Source organism: Salinibacterium sp. UTAS2018 (assembly GCF_004118935.1).
GTDB lineage: Bacteria > Actinomycetota > Actinomycetes > Actinomycetales > Microbacteriaceae > Rhodoglobus.
Genome location: NZ_CP035375.1, coordinates 1,800,245 through 1,820,854, shown reverse-complemented (window position 1 = coordinate 1,820,854; position 20,610 = coordinate 1,800,245). Strand labels below are relative to the sequence as shown.

The window sequence follows — 20,610 nt, the reverse complement described above, 5'->3', positions numbered from 1 at the left end:
CCACGCGCTCGAGGCGCTAGCGCAACAGGTCTGCGACGCTGTCGAGAACCTCAGTCGGGCGGAACGGGTAGAGGTCAATCTCTTTTTGATCGCTGATTCCGGTGAGCACCAAGACGGTATGAAGTCCGGCCTCGATGCCGGCGACGATGTCGGTGTCCATGCGGTCACCAATCATGCCGGTGGTCTCACTGTGGGCACCGATTCGGTTGAGCGCCGAGCGGAACATCATGGGGTTGGGCTTGCCGACGATGTACGGCTCCCGGCCGGTGGCCTTGGTGATGAGAGCGGCAACCGCGCCCGTCGCGGGCAGGGGGCCGTCTGCACTGGGGCCTGTGGCATCCGGGTTGGTCACAATGAAGCGGCTGCCATTGCCGATGAGGCGGATGGCCTTGGTGATGGCTTCGAACGAATAGTTGCGGGTCTCGCCAATCACGACGTAGTCGGGGTTCGTTTCGGTCATGATGAACCCGGCCTCGTGGAGAGCGGTCGTGATGCCAGCCTCGCCGATGACGAAAGCACTGCCGCCGGGGATCTGCTGCTTCAGGAAGTCTGCTGTGGCGAGTGCCGATGTCCAGATCGCTGATTCCGGAACGTCGAGGCCTGACGCCTTGAGGCGGGCACTCAGATCGCGGGGGGTGAAGATCGAGTTGTTGGTGAGTACCAGGTACGGCTTTTCTTCGTCGCGCCATTGCTGCAGCAGCTCGGAGGCGCCAGGTACGGGGTGGTTCTCATGAACGAGAACGCCATCCATGTCGGTGAGCCAGCATTCAATTTCGTCACGATTCCTCATGCGCTCATGTTAGCGAACACCGTCTGCTCTGAGAGCCGTTTCGTGATGATCGCGATCGCGTCGGGGTTCTGTTCCACGAGTACAACGCGGCGCCCCAGCGATTGAGCGACAGCACCGGTGGTGCCGCTGCCGGCGAAAAAGTCCAATACCCAATCGCCGGGTTCGCTGGATGCCTGAATGATGCGCCGCAGAATACCTTCCGGCTTCTGGGTGGCATAGCCAGTCTTTTCTTTGCCGGTGGGGGAGACGATGGTGTGCCACCACACATCCGTCGGAAGTTTGCCGCGTGCTGCTTTCTCAGGGGTGACGAGTCCGGGAGCCATGTAGGGCTCGCGGTCGACTTCCTCGTTGTTGAAGTAGTAGTTCTTGGGATTTTTGACGTAGACGAGAATCGTGTCGTGCTTTGACGGCCACTTTTTGGTGGCGCGGGCGCCGTAGTCGTAGGCCCAAATAATCTCGTTGAGAAAGCTGTCGCGACCAAAGAGGGCATCGAGGGCGACCTTGGCGTAGTGCACTTCTCGATAGTCAAGGTGCAGATACAACGTGCCGCGGTCGTCGAGGAGGCGCCAGGCCTCCTGAAGTCGAGGTTCGAGAAACTCCCAGTAGTCGGCGAAGGTGTCGTCGTACGAGTAGAGGACACCCTTGATGGTGTCGTAGCTATTGCCGCCGAATCCGGTGCGGCTACCTTCGGCGGAACGCTGCGTGCTGATCGCCTGACGGCGTTGCGTGCGCCCGGTATTGAACGGGGGGTCGATGTAAATCAGCCGAAAGCTCTCATCGGGCAAAGCTCTGATGGCCGGGAGATTGTCGCCGTGCATGACAAAGTCGGGGCCTTCGGGGGTCCAAGGCAGGGGCATGCTCTGAGGTTAACAGCCACCGAGCAGAATTAATAGCGAGTGTGGTTTACAGAATGCCTCCGAGAGTTCATCACAATCGCACTACGAAGACACGAGAAAAACCTGTCTTTTTGGTGTGAATTCTCAATCACTGGTTTATGGTTGAAGGAGATGCGCTCACCCGAAGGGCAATTCGACGACAACGCGGCGACCCGCAATGTCAACGAATTTAAACCCGGGGGAGAGAGAATTGCGGCACAACAGGATCAACGAGGAGCGCACGCAGCGCAGCACTCGAACTCCGCTGATGCGGGCTGTCGCCTCCCTCGTTGCCTTTGGCCTTCTCGTTACCGGTCTCACCGTCATGCCGACGACATCTGCCGAAGCTGCCGTCGTGCAGTGGGGTACTAACGCCGGTACGTCGCCCAGCTACCAAACCACCGTCAATGGTGACTTTGTCATGGCCGGTAACGGTGTTTTGGCCTGTTTAGGCGCCTACTTCAACGGCATCGGAGACTGTACCGATCTTCACTCTGCCTCCGATGGCAATAACAGCACTGCCAACGACAACTTCTACCTCCAGAACTCAAATACTGTTGCCGGTTTCTCGACTAACTCGAGTTCCGCTGCAGTAACCATCCCCGCCGGAGCCTCAGTAAAGAAAGCGTTCTTGAGTTGGAGTGCTAACACGGGTGTTTACACTGGCTCGAACGTGGCCTCCTGCACGGTTCCCAACTCGGGCCGCGGCACAGCACTCATGCCGTCCGGCTCCGCAACGGGATACCGCAGTCAACCGGCAAAGATAAAGGTGGGTGCTGGGCCGGTAACGTCTGTCGCTCCCGCCAGCGTTCTCGAAGACCCCACTGGCACTACGTCAGCCACCTACTACAGCGCAAGTGCCGACGTGACAACCGCATTTGCGGGCGCGACCACCGGTACGCCACTCACGGTTTCCGCCGGAGATATCTGGGCACCTCAGGGCGCCGGCTGCTACGCCGGCTGGAGTCTCACGGTCGTCTATGACTACGGCATCTACATTCCGAGCAACCTGAACTCGGCTCCGCACCGCATCATCTTCTACGAAGGTCACGTTCGCATGACCGCCGCTGAGGCTCCCCTCACGGTAGCTTTCAACGGTTTCAGCGCCGTTGACACCGGAACCCGCGCCGGTTTCTCGCTCTATGAGGGCGACCGCATCATTCAGGGCGACATTGCTGAGTACTCTCGTGGCAACGGCGGCTTCACCCAATTGCCCAACAGCGCGGGCAATACCGGCAATATCGGTATTGGTCGAGGCGAGGGCTCCGTTCGCTACACCGCCCTTACCGACACTGGGCCGTTCACTAACCAGAGTGTGGATGTCGCCACCGTCGATTTGCCCAATGTGCAAACCGGCGACACCTCGGTGAACCTTCGGATGAGCACCAGCGGTGACTCCTATTTGCTGCAGAACGCCATTCTTTCGGTGCCGAGCGCGGGTATCAACGTCTCTAAGACCTATAACGGAACGCTCGACCAACAGTCGCGGACTGCCACCGAGGCCGCAACGTTCACCGTCACCGTGACGAACTCCGGTGTGGGAATTCTGCAGAACATCGTGATCGCCGATGACCAGACCAACTGCGCACGTGCACTCACCGGTGTAACGCTCGCCCCGCTTCAGTCCTACACCTATACCTGCACGGCGAACGGCCCCACCACCGCAAGCTATGACTCAACGGCCACGGCGACAGCAAGCACAGTTGTAGGGAACAACAGCGCCACAGGAAGCGACTCCACGCGGGTTCTTCTGTCCTCCCTCACGCTTGCCAAGACGAGCGCGCTCGCCGCTGGAGCAACCGGTCGTGCCGGCGACACGCTGAACTACACATTCACCGTCAAGAACAACGGTGACTCACCTCTCACCGGCGTCGCCGTCACTGACCCGATGTCTGGTTTGTCGGCCATCACTTACTCCTGGCCGACGGGCACTGCGGGAGCGCTCGCACCCGGCGCTTCTGCCACGGGAACAGCGACTTACACGCTGACTCAAGCCAACGTGGATGCCGGTTCCATCGCGAACACCGCGACCGCCACCGGTACGGATGCCGACGGTGGAGTCAAGCCCGTTGCGACAGCCAACCGCACCACCCCCATCCCGGTGAATGCCGTTCTCGAGACTAAGAAGACTGCCGCGTATGCGGGAGCCGGAGTCGGCAACGTCGGCGACACCGTCAACTACTCTTTCTCGGTCAAGAACACCGGTAACGTCACGCTCACTTCGGTCACCCTGGCCGACCCGCTCACCGGGCTGTCGGCGATCGCGGTCACCTGGCCGGGAACCTCGGGACGTCTCGCACCGGGTCAGACTGCCACCGGAACTGCGACCTACACGGTGAAGCAAGCTGACGTTGACGCCGGCAAGATCGTGAACCAGGCGACCAGCGCGGGGCGAACGCCCAAGAACGTTGCGGTTACCGGAACCAGCAACGAAGTGACTTTGGCCACGACGCCTGCCGCCCCTGCTCTCGTGACGACGAAGTCGGGAACGGTGCCGAACCCTAAGGCTGTCGGCAGTGTCGTCACCTACAGCTTCAGCGCCAAGAACACCGGAAACGTCACGCTCACGGGCGTCGCCATCACCGACCCGCTCGCCGGACTTTCCGCTCTGACCTACTCGTGGCCGGGAACCGCCGGAACCCTGGCTCCGGGCCAGACCGTGACCGCCACCGCGACGTACACCGTAAAACAGTCCGATGTGGATGCCGGTCTCGTGCGCAACACGGCCACCAGCTCGGGAAAGTCGCCTGGCGGCACGACCGTGACTGCGGCGTCCCCTCGCGTTGATGTTGCGCTGCAGACTCGCACGCCCGCCATCTCGCTGACAAAGTCGGGTGCGCTTGCGGGCGGCTCGACCGCCGGCAGCACCGTGAACTACTCGTTCGTTCTGACCAACTCGGGCAACGTGACGCTCACCAACGCGGGAATCACTGACCCGCTCTCCGGTCTCTCGGCCATCACCTATGGCACGTGGCCCGGAACCACCGGCACCCTTGCTCCTGGTCAGTCCGTCACCGCGACCGCCACCTACACGGTGAAGCAGTCGGATGTCGATGCCGGCGCGATCGCCAACAGCGCGACCGCAAAGGGCACGCCTCCGACCGGTGCTGACGTCACCCGCACAACGCCCGCTACCGTTCCGATCACGGCCGATGCCAAGATGATCGTGACCAAGTCGGGCGCCTACACGACGGGATCCGGCGCAGTCGGCTCGGTCGTCACCTACACGTTCAGCGTCAAGAATGACGGAAACGTCACCCTCAGCCAGGTCGTTCTCGCCGACCCACTCTCGGGTCTCAGCCCGATCTCGGTAACGTGGCCCGGTGCATCCGGAGTGCTCACCCCAGGCCAAACGGCCACCGGAACCGCGACCTACACGGTGAAGCAATCCGATGTGGATGCCGGCTCGGTCAAGAACACGGCAACCGCTACCGCTAAGACTCCATCCGGCGGCACTGTGACCCAGCCCTCTGCGCAGTCTGTGGTGCCTACGGTCACGCCCAGCCGGGTTATCACCACCACGAAGTCTGCCGTCATCGCCGGTGGTGCCACCGGCAAGGTCGGCGACGTCATCAACTACTCGTTCAGCGCGAAGAACGACGGAAACGTCACTCTCTCGGGTGTGACCATTGCTGACCCGCTAACGGGACTTTCGGTGCTCACCTACTCGTGGCCAGGAGCCACAGGGGTGCTCGCCCCGGGTCAAACCGTCACCGCAGTAGCGACCTACACAATCAAGCAGTCCGATGTTAATACCGGCTCGGTCAAGAACACGGCAACCGGTAGCGGCACCCACGGCGGCACGACCGTGACCGATCCGTCTGACCAGGTGAGCGTTCCGACAGTGGCCGCTAACCCCGTCATCACGACGCTCAAGTCGGGGGCGCTCGCCGCCGGTTCGACCGGTCGCGCCGGTGACACCGTTAACTTCTCGATCAAGCTCACGAACTCGGGCAACGTCACCCTGACCTCGGTCTCGGCCACCGACACGCTCCCCGGTCTTTCGGCGCTCGCCTACGGAACGTGGCCCTCAGGTATTGCGGGAACGCTTGCTCCGGGCCAGTCCGTCACCGCGACGGCAACCTACACGCTCAAGCAGAGCGATGTGGATGCCGGCTCTGTTTCGAACACCGCCACCGGCTCGGGAACACCGCCGACTGGTGCCGCCGTCACGAGCACCAGCCCCGCCACGGTCCCGATCACTGCGGGCCCTGCCCTGACCGTCTCCAAGTCGGGTGCGGTCACCACGGGCAACGGTTCCGTCGGCGACATCATCACCTTCTCGTTCGTCGTTCGCAACACCGGTAATGTCACCGCCACCGGCGTCGGTATTACCGACACCCTCGCCGGTCTCTCCGCCGTTACCTTCGGCACGTGGCCGAGCGGCACAGCCGGCACATTGGCTCCCAACACTCAGGTCACCGCGCTAGCGACCTACACGATCAAGCAGGCGGATGTGAACGCAGGCTCTGTCAAGAACACCGCTACGGCATCCGGCAGCACGCCGTCGGGCGCAACCGTGTCAGCGACCTCGCCGCAGGCTGTCGTGCCGACGGTGGCATCGTCGCCCGCGATCGATACCCAGAAGTCGGCGAGCGTGGCCGGCACCGGCGCTGTGGGTGACGTCATCACGTACACCTTCACCGCTAAGAACACCGGAAACGTCACGCTCACTGGCGTCTCAATTGCCGACCCCCTCACGGGACTTTCGGCGCTAACTTACGGCACCTGGCCCGGCGGCGTGGCGGGCACTCTTGCCCCCAACGCGCAGGTCACCGCCACCGCGACGTACACAATCGTGCAGTCGGATGTCGATGCCGGGTCTATCAAGAACACGGCAACCTCCACCGGTACTTTCGGTGCAACCACCGTCACTGACCCGTCTCCACAGATCACGACGCCCACTGTCGCATCGGTGCGCACTATCTCGCTCGCCAAAACCGGTGTACTTGCTCCCGGCGGAACGGGCGTCGCTGGCGACACCGTCAACTACACCTTCGTCGTGCGCAACACGGGCAACGTCACGATGACAAGCGTCGGCGTCACCGACCCGCTTCCCGGACTCTCCGCGATTACGTTCGGCACGTGGCCCAGCGGTACCGCTGGTCGCCTGCTCCCCAACACTCAGGTAACGGCCACGGCAACGTACGTTTTGAAGCAATCGGATGTCGATGCCGGTTCGGTCGCCAACACGGCAACCACACGCGGCACGCCCCCCTCCGGTTCTGCCGTTTCAGCCACCGCCCCAGCCACTGTTCTCGTCGCTGCCAACGGCGCTCTCGCCGTGACCAAGACCGGTGCAGTGACCTCGGGCACCGGCGGCGTCGGAAGCACGATGACCTTCTCGTTCTCGATCACGAACCCCGGAAACCTGACGATGACGGGAGTCGCGATTGCTGACTCGCTCGTAGGGCTCTCAGCACCGGTCTACACCTGGCCGACTGCTACCGCAGGACGCCTCGCTCCGGGTGAAACGGCCACCGCCACTGCCACCTACACGGTGAAGCAGGCTGACGTAAACGTCGGCTCGGTAGCGAACACGGCAACGGTCTCGGGCAAGACTCCGAGCAACGCCACGGTCACCTCTGCGCAGTCGACCGCCACCGTTCCCACGATCACCGGTGCACCTCAGCTCACCACCACGAAGTCGGCCAACGTTACTTCTGGTGCCAAGGTTGGCGACTCGATCACGTACTCGATCGCGATCGCGAACACGGGAAACCAGACCATCACCGGCGTCACGCTGACCGACTCGCTCGCGGGTCTCTCTACGCCGGTTGTCACGTGGCCCGGCGTCGCGGGAACCCTCGCTCCTGGTCAGACCGCAACAGCCCTCGCGAGCTACACCGTGAAGCAGTCGGATGTTGATGCTGGCTCCATCGCCAACACCGCGTCGGCAGCAGGAACAGCTCCCGGCGCGACTCCCGTTGACGATGACTCCAACCCTGTGGTCACCACTACGGTCGCTCCGGCGCCGACGCTCTCCCTCGTGAAGTCGGGCGCGCTGCCCGCTGGTTCCACGTCGATTGCTGGCGAAGTAGTGACCTACAGCTTTGTCATCCGAAACACCGGAAACGTCACCATTACGGGCGCTGCGGTCACCGACCCGCTCTCGGGTCTCTCGACCATCACCTACGGCACGTGGCCTTCGGGAACTACCGGAACGCTAGCGCCGAACACTCAAGTCGTCGCCACCGCGACCTACACGGTGAAGCAGACGGATGTCGACGCGGGCTCGATCGCGAACACGGCGACCGCTAACGGCACGGGAGTCAGCGGCGGCGCCGCGACTGCGGTCACGAGTAGCGCCACGGTTCCTCTCGCTACCTCGGCGAAGCTCACCGTCTCCAAGACCGGTTCAACGGCTGCGGGTGCGAACAAGGTTGGCGATACCGTCACCTTCTCGTTCGTCGTCAAGAACACCGGTAACGTCACGCTCTCGAGCGTCGGTATCACCGACACTCTCACGGACCTCTCGGCTGTCAGCTTCGGCACGTGGCCGGGCGGCACGACGGGAGTACTGGCTCCCAACGCGCAGGTAACCGCTACGGCGACCTACACAATCAAGCAGTCCGACGTGAACGCGGGCTCCGTGAAGAACACGGCTACGGCATCCGGAACGCCGCCGTCGGGCCCCGTCGCTACGGCAAACTCAACGCAGGCTGTTGTGCCTACGGTTGCTGCTTCACCCGCACTCGTCACCACCAAGAGCGCTGTTGTGGGCGGCACCGGAACCGGCATTGTCGGCGACACGATCACCTACACCTTCACGGCCAAGAACACCGGTAACGTCACGCTCACCGGAGTCACTCTGACCGACCCGATCACCGGACTCTCCACTCCCACGTATGTGTGGTCGGGTGGTGTTAGTGGCCAGCTCAACCCCAACGGAACCGTCACCGGAACCGCGACCTACACAATCACGCAGGAGAATGTCGACGCCGGTTCGGTCAAGAACATTGCGACCGCCACGGGAACCCCTCCGACCGGCGCTGTCGTGACCGCTCCGTCGCCGCAGGTCGTCACGCCGACGATTGCGTCAGCACCGAAGATCGCTGTGACCAAGTCAGGCGCTCTCGCGCCGGGCGCGCAGGGTGTTGCGGGTGACGTTGTCACGTGGAGCCTCTCGCTCACGAACTCCGGCAATGTGACGCTCGAGGGCGTCACTGTCACCGATACGCTGCCCAACATCTCGGCCGTGACGTACGGCACGTGGCCCTCGGCGACCGGAATCTTGGCTCCGGGCCAGAGCGTCTCAGCGACGGCAACCTACGTCCTTAAGCAGGCTGACATCGATGCCGGTGCCGTCTCGAACACCGCTAATGGTTCGGGTACTCCGCCGCGGGGTTCACCGGCTACGGCAACTGCTCCGTCAACCCTTCCCCTTGCCTCGAACTCCACGATGACGCTCGCCAAGACCGCGGCCATTGTTGCTCCCGGCACGGGCGTCGTGGGCGACACCATCCGCTACACCTTTACGGCCGAGAACACTGGCAACGTCACGTTGACCAACGTGATCATCGCCGATCCGCGTCCGGGTCTGAGCGCCCTCACCTACGGCACCTGGACGAGCGGCACTGTTGGCCGTCTTGCTCCCGGCCAGACGGTTACCGCGACGGCTGACTACGTAATCCGCCAAGCTGACCAGAACGCTGGCGTTGTGAACAACACGGCATCTGTTTCGGGCAAGCCGCCCGCTGGCCCGAACACCACGGCATCTTCTGCGGCGGTAGCTACTCCGACCGCAACGCGCGTTCCCGGCATCCTCACCACTAAGACCTCAAGCGTCGCCGGAACCGGTGCCGTCGGCGATGTCATCACGTACACGATCACCGTGCGCAATACGGGAAACACCACTCTCACATCGGTGTCGGCAAGTGACCCGCTCTCTGGCCTCAGCACGCTCACCTACGGTGCGTGGCCCGGCGGAGTCACGGGAACGCTGCAGCCCAACACGCAGGTTGTGGCCACCGCGAAGTACACGATCAAGCAGTCCGATGTGAATGCTGGCGCAGTCACAAACACGGCGACCGGTCAGGGCACGTCACCCTCCGCCGGCGTCATCACGGATCCCTCAGATGAGGTCGTTACGCCGACCGCCGCGGCGAACCCCGTGGCGACGTTCTCGAAGACCGGCGCACTCGCGCCCGGTGCTGTCGGCGCTGCTAACGACGTGATCACGTATACCTTCACGGCGAAGAACACTGGAAACGTGACGCTGACGGGCGTCGTCGTCGCTGACCCGCTGAGTGGTCTCGGCACGATCTCGTACTCGTGGCCCGCCGCCGACGGTGTACTCACCCCAGGCCAGACCGTCACGGCTACCGCGAACTACACGGTGAAGCAGTCCGATGTGGATGCTGGCTCGGTCAGCAACACCGCAACGCTCACGGCGACCCCGCCCTCCGGAACGCCCTTCACTGAGACTGATCCCGAGACGGTGTCGATCACGCCCGCCCCGAGCATCCAAGTCGACAAGGCCGCAACCGTGACCGACCGCGAAGTCGGCGACGTCATCACCTTCACGATGACTATTCGTAACACCGGTAACCAAACTCTCACGGCGATCGATCTCGACGACAGCTTGGTGGGTCTTGGCGCGGTTTCGTACTCTCCGTGGCCCGGCACTGATTTCGTGCTCGCCCCGGGTCAGCAAGTGGTCGCTACGGCCGACTACACCATTCTTCAAGCGGATATTGATGCTGGTGGTGTTCAAAACACGGCCTCAGTAACAGGACAATCTCCGCAGGGTGTCGAGGTAGATGACACATCTGAAACCGTCACGGTATCCACCGCTGATGTTCGTCCGGAACTCACAACGACCAAGACCGTCGTTGTTCAGGACCCACCCGTTGTGTACGAGCTCGGTGCCGTCATCACGTACGAGTTTGCGGTGGAAAACACCGGTAACGTCACTGTCGAGAACATCGGTCTAGTAGATCCGTTACTGGGCATTTCAACACCCGCTCTCTCAACGTCTACCTTGGCGCCCGGCGACCCGCCGGCCACGGCAACGGCGACCTACACGATCACCCAGGCGGATGTCGATGCCGGTTCGGTGACGAACACCGCGAAGGCGGTCGGTGACACCACTGGCGGTACCCCCGTAAGTGTCGAAAGCCTGGTCTCGTCGGTGACCACTCCGACAGCACCAGCAGCCCCCGGTATCTCAGTCACGAAGACGGGCACCGCCGCGCAAGATGCGGGCGACCTGATCGACTGGAGCTTCACCGTTACCAATACCGGTAACGTCACCCTCAGCGGAGTGACCCTCAACGATGCCTTGACTGGGGTCACTCCCGTCTTCGGCACGTTCCCCAGCGGTGTGTCCGGCCAGCTAAATCCCGGCGACAGCGTGTTGGCAACCGCCGATGACTACGTTGTGACGCAGGCGGATGTCGACTCGGGTTCCGTCGTGAACACCGTGACCGCATCCGGTACTCCCGCTCGCGGTGCCGTCGCTAACGCGACCACCGCAGCGACTGTGCCCTTGACTCCTGACGCTGGTGTCACGATCGTCAAGACGGCAGCTATTGAACCCGGCGAAGACGGCGTCGACGACACCGTCACGTTCACCTTCACCGTCACCAACACCGGAAACGTGACGCTCGGCTCGATCAGCATTGTGGATCCGCTCGATGGTATTTCGGCGATCAACTATGACTGGACGGGCAACCCCTCTCAGACGCTCGCTCCCAACGGCGTGCTCACTGCGACTGCCACGTACATCCTCACGCAGGCAGACATCGACCGCGGCTTCGTCGACAACGACTCAAGCGTGCTCGCCTCGACACCTGCTGGCGACATCCTCGATGAGGACTCGAACACTGTCACCGTGACGACCGACGCAGCGACGCCCTTACTCGTCACTACGAAGGACGCGACGCGCAACGGCACCGGTGTCGTCGGCGACACCATCAGCTACACAATCACGCTGCTCAATGACGGAAACGTCACGCTGACGGATGCGGCGATCACCGACTCCCTCGCGGGCCTCAGCGAACTCGTGTACGGCGAATGGGTCTCCGGCGTCGACGGCGAGCTCGCTCCCGGCGAGTCCGTCGCGGCTACCGCGAACTACACGATCACTCAGGCGGATGTAGATGCTGGCTCCGTCAGCAACATCGCGACCGGCGACGCCAAGTCTGCGCGCGACGACGCTGCCATTTCGGATATCTCTCCTGCCGCGGTCACGCCTCTCGTTACCCAGTCCGCTCTCATCTCAGCAACGAAGACCGGTGTTCTCGAGTCTGGTGCTGAGGGTGAAGCGGGTGACACTGTTGAGTGGTCCTTCAGTATCAAAAACGATGGAAATGTGACACTGAATGGCGTCACCTTGGCGGATACCCTCCCCGGCCTCTCGGCCATCACGTACACGTGGCCTACGGCGACCGACGGTGTCCTCGCTCCGGGGGCGACAGCAACGGCTGTAGCGACCTACGTGCTCAAGCAGACCGACGTGGACTCCGGTTCCGTTGTAAACGCCGCGACACCATCCGCGAAAAACCCCAGCGGAGCGGCTGTGCCTGGGGCGCAAGTGAGTGCATCAGTCAACGTCGAGCGCAAACCTGGTCTCAGCGCCATCAAGACCGGCGAGCTGGAGCCCGGTGGGATCGGTGAAGTCGGCGATGTCATTTACTACTCCGTGACCGCCACCAACACGGGTAATGTCACGCTCAGTGGCGGCGCTCTGATCGACCGTCTTCCCCGCATCTACGATGTTGTGATCAGCTGGCCAGACACCGACAACGTGGGCGTCTTACTCGTGGGGGAATCGGTAGTCGGAACCGCGTCGTACGTCATCACGCAAGAAGACGTCGATAACGGATTCCGTAACAACACTGCCGGCGTCACGGCCAATTCGCCCAACGGCGTGGCTGTGGAAGCGAATACGAACACCGTCATCATCCCCACCGTTCGCCCTGCTCCGCTCCTGACGGTCGACAAGACCGCCGTTGTCGCCGGTGACGGCGAACTCGACGACACGATCGCGTACTCGTTCACGATCACGAATGACGGAAACGTCACGATCGACGGCATCACTCTCGCGGACCCGTTGCCGGACCTCGTCGGCCTGACGGTCAACTGGCCCGCCGCCAACACGACGCAGACGCTCGCGCCCGGCGAAAGCGTCGATGCCACGGCGACCTACACAATCACTCAGGACGACGTTAACGCGGGAGAAGTCCGCAACACGGCAACCGCGAGCGGAACCGGCGCGCAAAACACCCCGGTTACCGGCTCTTCCCCAGAGGTCGTCACCCCAGTCGATGAAGCTGCTCCGTCGCTCAGCGCGACCAAGAGCGCGGCACTCGCGGCTGGCGCTACCGGCGTCGCGGGCGACACCGTGGAATTCAGCTTCACTGTGGCCAACGACGGAAACGTTTCGCTGACATCCGTCGACCTCATCGACCAGCTTCCGGGGCTCACTGGCGTGACCTTCGGCGCGTGGCCGACAGCGACCGACGGGCTGCTCAACCCGGGTGACGCTGTCACCGCTACCGCTACCTACACGCTGCTTCAGAGCGACATCGACGCTGGCTCGCTGGCGAACAGCGTCAACGCTTCGGGTGTGCCTCCCACAGGTTCCGCCGTAACGCAGCCCGCTTCCGCGACGCTTCCGCTCACGGCAGCACCCGACTTCACCATTACGAAGACGGGTGACTTGGGAACCCAGCTGGGAGAAGTAGGCGATGTCATCGACTACAGCTTCAGCATCACCAACTCCGGAAACGTCACGCTCACCGGTGTCGTACTTGTTGACTCCAAGCCCGGCCTCAGCGCGCCGGTAATCGTTTGGCCCGGAGACGACCGCGTGCTCGCTCCTGGTGAAATCGCGACCGCTACGGCGACGTACACGATTACTCAAGAAGATGTCGATGCGGGCTCCGTTTCGAACACCGCTGAAGCACTCGGTTCTACGCCCGCTGGTACGGAGTACTTCGAGTTCTCTGATCCTGCGGTGAACCCGACGATCGACCGCACCGATTCGGTGACCATCGACAAGGTGGGAACCACTCCGGACGGCGCGGCCCTCGGCGACCTCGTGCAGTACGACTTCACAGTGGAGAACACGGGCAACACGACGCTAACGGGCGTCGCGATCGACGACCCACTCGTCGGACTCTCGACCATCGTCTACTCGTGGCCCGGAGCAGCCGGTGTGCTCGCGCCCGCTGAGACTGCGACCGCCACCGCGACGTACGCGATCACTCAGGCCGACATTGACCTCGGTTACGTGCGCAACTCGGCGGATGTTGACGCCACCTCACCGCTCGGTGCGGTCGATGATTCCGTCGGCCCGATCGATGTGCCGACCGTCACCGCCGCTGCTGCGATTGAGACCACCAAGAACGGCGCGCTCGAGGCCGGTGCAACAGGATTCGCCGGCGACACCGTCGACTATGCCTTCACCGTTCGCAATAGCGGCAACGTCACGCTCACGGGTGTGACCTTGGACGACCCGCTGGAAGATCTCAGCGCCCTGACCTACACGTGGCCGACCGCAACCGATGGCGAATTGGCTCCCGGCCAGAGCGCCACCGCGGTTGCAACGTACACGCTGACTCAGGCGGATGTTGACGCCGGCAAGGTAGACAACACGGTGACAGCAGAGGGCACAACGCCTGACGCCGACACGGTGGACGACACGGCTGACGAGACCGTCACGATCACTCCGGCACCAGTGCTCACTCCGTTCAAGTCGGGACGCGTGATCGATGGCGGTATCGGTGCTGTCGGCGACACAGTCGAGTACCGTCTCACGGTGACCAACAACGGAAACGTTACGCTCTACGATGGCCAGTTGCTTGACGCTCTCCCAGGCCTGTCTATTCCGGTCATCACTTGGCCTGATGAGGCCAAGCCCGGAGAAATCCCGCCGGGTGAAACCGTGCTTGGCGTTGCCACTTATCAGCTCACGCAGGAGGACGTCGACCGCGGCTTCGTTCCGAACGAGGCTGACATGTCGGCAGAGACTCCTGCAGGGGAAGTCCTTATCGAAGCATCGAACGAGGTCATCGTTCCGACTGTTTTGCCTGCACCGAACATCACTGTGACGAAGTCGGGCGCGCCCCAGGGCACTGCCGACCTCGGCGACACGATCGATTACTCGTTCGAGATTCTCAACTCGGGCAACGTCACGCTTGATTCCGTGACGCTGACCGACCCCTTGCCGGACCTTTCCGCGATCACGATCACGTGGCCCACTCCGGCGACCCCGGGCGTGCTCGCTCCGGGCGAGATCGCTACGGCTATGGCCGACTACGAGATCACGCAGGATGACGTGGATGCTGGCGCCGTTCTCAACATCGCGACCGCTGACGGCGTTGACCCCAACGACACTGACGTCACGGACGATTCGGCTGCGAACACCATTCCGACTGAGACGATCCGTGCTGAGGTCGAGCTCACCAAGAGCGGCGTACTCGCTGACCCGGCTCGCGCCGACGAGGGCGACACCGTCAACTGGTCGTTCGAACTGAGCAACACCGGAAACGTCACGCTCACCGGCGTAGAAATCGTCGACACCCTCGCGGGTATCTCGACGCTGACCTACACGTGGCCCGGCATCGACGGAACGCTCGAGGTGGGCGAATCGGTCACCGCAACGGCCACATCCGCGCTGACACAGGCGCAGGTCGACGCGGGAACCGTAGCGAATGACGCTGTCGGTTCAGGCACCCCTCCGCGCGGCGACGCCGTGAGTGACCCCGCGACGGCAGCAGTCGTGCTCGCCTCACAGGCCAGCCTGGCGGTCACCAAAGACGGAACTCTGGTTGTTGACCTTGAGGGAGACTCCGGTAACGCTGGCAACACGATCGATTACGACTTCAGCATCACCAACACGGGTAACGTCACCTTGACGCTCGTCGACCTTGTCGACGCGCTCGTTGGCGTCAGCAGCCCCGTCTTCATCTGGCCGGGAACCACAGGAGAACTGGAACCAGGCGAGACGGTTACGGCGACGGCGAACTACACAATCACGCAGGCGGACGTCGATCGCGGCAGTGTTTCCAACATTGCCACCGCGAGCGGCAAGCCTCCGATCGGTGACACGATCACCGTCAGCACCTCAGTCACCGAGACGACGGTTGCCCCGGCGGCTCCAGCGCTTCTATTGACGAAGTCATCGAGCACCGGTGCCAGCGCCGGCGTGAACGACATCATTACGTACACATTCGAGGTGAAAAACACCGGAAACGTGACTGTTGATGAGATCGTGCTCGCCGATCCCCTGCCCGGCCTCAGCACGCCCGTCGTCAACTGGCCCGGCGACAACGGAGTTCTCGCTCCTGGTGAGACGGCGACCGCGACGGCAACATACGCGATCACCCAAACTGATGTGGATGCGGGAACGGTCGACAACACCGCGACCGCCAACGGCACTTCGCCGACTGACGTTGCGGTGGCAAGTAATCCAGCCGCAACGCAGACGCCGACGGATGCTGCTGCTCCTGACATCCTCGTAACGAAGAGTGCTGCTCTCGCTCCTGGTTCCACCGGCTTCGAAGGCGACCTCGTGGAATACGAGTTCTCGCTGACGAACACCGGTAACCAGACGCTCACCGCAGTCTCGCTGGCTGACCCGCTTCCGGGCCTGTCTGCTCTGGTGTACTCGTGGCCTACCGCTACGGCAGGAACACTGGCACCCGGTGCGGTTGTTACAGCTACCGCAACGCACGAACTCACTCAGGCCGATATCGACTCTGGCTCGGTGGCCAACGTCGTGACCGGTAGCGCAACGCCGCCATCCGGGGTTGCCTTCGCCGAACAGGCTCCGGCTGCCGTGGCGATCGCCGCGAATGGCGAGCTAGAGGCTAAAAAGTGGGGAGTCTTGCGTGCTGGGGGAATCGGCCAGGTCGGCGACTGGGTCGACTACCGCCTTGAGGCCACCAACACTGGAAATGTCACTCTCTTCGACGGCGAACTCATCGATGCGCTCGTGGGGCTTACGGACCCCGTGATCCAGTGGCCAGACGCCGCCGACGAAGGAACGTTGCGCCCCGGGGAACAAGCCATTGGCGAAGCCTCTGTGCAGCTGACGCAGGCCGATATCGACCGCGGATTCATTCCGAATACCGCTGACATTTCGGCGAACGACCCGTCGGGTGTCCCCGTCGAGGCGCAATCGAACACGGTGTACGTCTACACGGTTCAGCCGCAGCCGAGCATGACGGTCGTAAAATCGGGCGCAATCGCTGTGACGGGCGAGAACGGCGTTGGCGACACCGTCGAGTTCGAGTTCGAGGTTCGCAACACCGGTAACGTGACGATTGGTTCGATCGTTGTCACCGATCCGCTGCCCGGAATGACCACGCCAACTGTGCAGTGGCCGACCGCTGTGGAGACTCTGGCTCCGAACGAAACCGTAACCGCCACGGCTAGTTACGAGATCCGCCAGTCGGATGTCGACCGCGGTTTCGTAGAAAACACGGCGAGTGCCACGGCAACTCCGGTGCGCGGCGATCCGATCGCAGCCACCTCGAACACGGTCGAAGTTCCCACGGAGGCTCCGAGCGTTGTGGTTTCTGTCACCAACACCGGTGCGCTGACGAACCCGGGCCCGCCTGAAGAAGGCGACACCGTGACGTGGAGTTACAGCTTCACGAGTACGAGCAACGTGACGCTCTCGGGCGTTGAGCTGAGCGACTTCATCGGCTCGTTGCCCGCAGGCGATTACACCTGGCCCGGAGACGTGGGCGTTCTTATTCCCGGCGCCACGGTCACGGCAATTCGCGTGCAAACGCTGACGCAGGCCGACATCGACTCGGGCGCTGTCTCGAGTGTTGTCACCGGTGAGGGAACGCCAACGGTTGGCGCTGCGGCGACAGCCACAGCACCGGCGACCGTCGCTCTCGCGGCTGATGGCCTGCTGCAGGTGACGAAGTCGAGCGAGTTGGCCGTGGCCGGCGCGAATGGCCCCGGCGACACGATCGATTACACGATCGTTGTCACCAACACCGGAAACGTCACGCTTCGCACGGTGACGATTGCCGACAGCATCGAGAACGTCTCAATCGACTCGATCGTCTGGCCCGCTAACAGTGGCGTGCTCGCTCCGGGTGAATCTGCGACGGCTAGTGCGACGTACGTTCTCGAACAGGGTGACGTTGATCGCGGTTATGTCGACAACACGGCATCCGTTCGGGGGCTCACTCCGGGCGGCGACGCGGTAACGGCGAACTCGAACGTTGATCGTGAACTGACGGCGGAATCCGACCCCAGCATCACCGCCGAGAAGTCGGGAGTGATGACTTCGGGATCGGGTGAAGCTGGTTCGGAGATCACCTACAGCTTCATCGTCACGAACACCGGAAATGTCACGTTGCGCCTGGTTGGCGTGCTTGACCCGCTGATCGATGTTGTTCCCTCTGACCTCACGTTCCCGTCGGCGACCGGTATTCTCGGCCCGAACGAGCAGGCCATCGGCTCTGTGGTGTACACGGTGACGCAGGCCGATGTCGATAACGGAACCGTCGAAAACACGGCAACCGCGATCGGAACGGCGCCTGACGGCACTGAAGTAACCGGCGTCTCGAACACTGTGTTCAACCCCACCGAGGACGCCGAGCCTTCTATCGTGACGACGCACACTGCGGCGCTTGCGGCCGGAGCCACCGGAGTGCTCGGCGACGGCATGAACTACAGCTTCCGCATCAGCAACGACGGCAACGTCACGCTCAACGGCGTAACGCTCTCGAACACGATTCCGGGTCTCACCGACTTCGTCTACACCTGGCCGAACCCGGCCGCTCCGGGCGTTCTCGCGCCGGGCGAAAGTGTCACCGTGACGGCGACCCGTCTGGTTGACCAGGCGGATGTCGACGCGGGTGAAGTACGCAACGTTGCTACCGGCGAGGGCGATTCACCGTCGGCGACCGCCGTTGACTCGGACTCGGCCGTCACCATCGTGCCGCTCATCCAGGCGCTGTCGAGCATTGACATTGCCAAGGCTGGCGAACCGCGTGATGCGGGTGACCCTGTCGTTGTAGGTTCGTGGATCGACTACACCTTCACGGTGCAGAACACTGGTGAAACCACCTTGAGCGGTGTCACTGTGGCTGATCCGAAGGTCGGAACGACTGCGGTCGTCTACGGCACGTGGCCGGCGGCTGACGGCGTCTTGGCTCCGGGGGAGTCGATTACGGCAACCGCGAGCTACCAGGTCACCCAGGCTGAGTTCGATGCCGGTTCGGCGTCGAACATCGCGAACGTGACCTCGACGAACCCGGCGGGCGACGACATCGTCGACACGTCGAACACCGTCGTCGTGCCCACCGCACTGGGCGCCCCAGAAATCAGCATCACGAAAACGCAGGAGCTGGCTGCTGGTTCGACCGGTATCGCTGGCGACACCGTGGAGTTCACCTTCGAGGTCACTAACGACGGCGATGTCACGCTCAATGGCGTCACGATTGCTGACGACCAGATTGATCTCAGTACGCTGACGATCACCTGGCCGGGCGCTCCGGGCGTTCTCGCTCCGGGCCAGTCGGCAACGGCAACCGCAACGTACGTTCTCACTCAGGATGACGTGGATGCTGGCTCGATCAATTCCGAAGCATCAACGGCCGGAACGCCGGTAGTGGGCGATGTGGTGACCGATGCGGCCACTGGCTCGACACCGATCGACGCAGACCCGTCGATGTCCATCACGAAGACGAGCTCGTTCGCGACTCTCGCTCAACAGGGCGCGACCGTGAATTACGTCATCGAGGTCGTCAACACGGGTAACGTGACGCTCACCGCGGTGACGGTCACTGACCCGAAGCCGGGCCTTTCGGCACTGAGCTACAACTGGCCGGCCACGCCGGGCGAGTTGGCGCCGGGGCAGAAGGTTGTGGCTACCGCCACCTACGTGATCGCTCAGGCCGATGTTGATGTCGAACAGACCACTAACGTGGCCACTGTCGACGCCAACGCTCCCGCCGGCGCGATTGAAGCGCAGGAAGCGACGAATGTGCTGCCGATCCCGAACGTGGCCTCGATTGGTCTCACGATCTCTGGCGTTCTCGGCACAGGCCAACAGGGCTTCCCCGGAGACGTGGTGACGTTCACCTACGTTGCGACCAACACGGGAACGAAGCCGCTGACCAACGTCTCGATCAGCGACCCCCGCGTCGGGCTCTCACCAATTAACTATGGCCGCTGGCCGGGCGCGGTCGGTGTACTCCTGCCGGGTCAGTCGGTTACGGCTACGGCTACCTACGTCATCCGTGAACGCGATGCCGGAACGACGCTGTACGAAACAGCGACCGTGACGAGCACCGAGCTCGATTCGGGCGACCCGGTAGTGGCTACAGCCCAGACAAGTCTGCAGCTACCTTTCAAGGCACTCTCTTACACTGGATCAGACCCCCGAGGAACCCTCGCGACCGGGTTGGGCACACTGCTCGCCGGGCTCGCGCTGATCCTGCTCGCACGCAGAAGACAACGACAGGAAGAATCATGAAGCTCCCCACACGCTTGACCGTTACCGCTGTTCCTTTCGCAATTCTCGCCTTCACTTTGGCGGGGTGCACGAACGATGGCACCGATGGTCAGCCTGAACCCGAAGAGACCTCGAGCTCGGCTGAACAGACTCCGGGAGTAACGGACATCTCGGATGCCCCCGGTACCGGTGAGGACCTTGAAGGTGCTCTCACCGACTCCACCGTCAATGAGTGCGAGCGCACGGGCGACGAGTGGACCGTGTCGGGCGTCGTAACGAACTCGACCGATGCCAGTGTCACGTATCGCATTTACGTGTCGCTGCTCAACGGTGCCAATGACACTCGCGCTCTCACCCAGGTGGATGTCGATGCGACTGAGCCGGGAGATACCTCCGACTGGGAGGCCGTCATTCCTGTTGCTGAAGACGAGCTCACCTGCGTGCTGCGCGTCGAGCGCTACGAAAGCTAGTCTTTCGGGCGCCCAGCCCCTCAGTGCTGTCATAGGCGTTGC

General features: G+C 62.7%; 4 protein-coding genes. 2 read left to right on the top strand and 2 right to left on the bottom strand.

Annotation, left to right across the window (positions count from 1 at the left end):
* Positions 1 to 16: 16 nt before the first annotated feature.
* Both ESZ53_RS08680 and ESZ53_RS08675 read right to left on the bottom strand, forming a co-directional pair.
* Entirely contained in the window at positions 17 to 790 is a 774-nt protein-coding gene (locus ESZ53_RS08680; RefSeq protein WP_129072460.1) for an HAD-IIA family hydrolase, read from the bottom strand.
* Positions 787 to 1,647 (bottom strand): site-specific DNA-methyltransferase, encoded by an 861-nt coding sequence (locus ESZ53_RS08675; RefSeq protein ID WP_129072459.1) that lies wholly within the window; start codon positions 1,645 to 1,647, stop codon positions 787 to 789. The genes ESZ53_RS08680 and ESZ53_RS08675 overlap by 4 nt, the downstream gene beginning before the upstream one ends.
* A gap of 229 nt (positions 1,648 to 1,876) precedes the next feature.
* On the opposite strand from ESZ53_RS08675, the gene ESZ53_RS08670 reads away from it, so the two are divergent.
* The gene (locus ESZ53_RS08670) at positions 1,877 to 20,119 is read left to right on the top strand and encodes a DUF11 domain-containing protein (protein WP_210403784.1); all 18,243 of its coding nucleotides are present in this window, start codon (positions 1,877 to 1,879) and stop codon (positions 20,117 to 20,119) included.
* Positions 20,116 to 20,568 carry a hypothetical protein gene (locus ESZ53_RS08665; protein WP_129072458.1) on the top strand — a complete coding sequence of 151 codons (453 nt, stop codon included), beginning with the start codon at positions 20,116 to 20,118 and terminating at the stop codon, positions 20,566 to 20,568. Before ESZ53_RS08670 ends, ESZ53_RS08665 begins: the two co-directional genes overlap by 4 nt.
* The last annotated feature ends 42 nt before the right edge of the window (positions 20,569 to 20,610 follow it).

Bases quoted from the DNA above. Each gene is read 5' to 3' on its own strand.
- ESZ53_RS08675 (WP_129072459.1), bottom strand. From the start codon at position 1,647: ATGCCCCTGCCTTGGACCCCCGAAGGCCCCGACTTTGTCATGCACGGC.
- ESZ53_RS08665 (WP_129072458.1), top strand. From the start codon at position 20,116: ATGAAGCTCCCCACACGCTTGACCGTTACCGCTGTTCCTTTCGCAATT.
- ESZ53_RS08680 (WP_129072460.1), bottom strand. From the start codon at position 790: ATGAGGAATCGTGACGAAATTGAATGCTGGCTCACCGACATGGATGGC.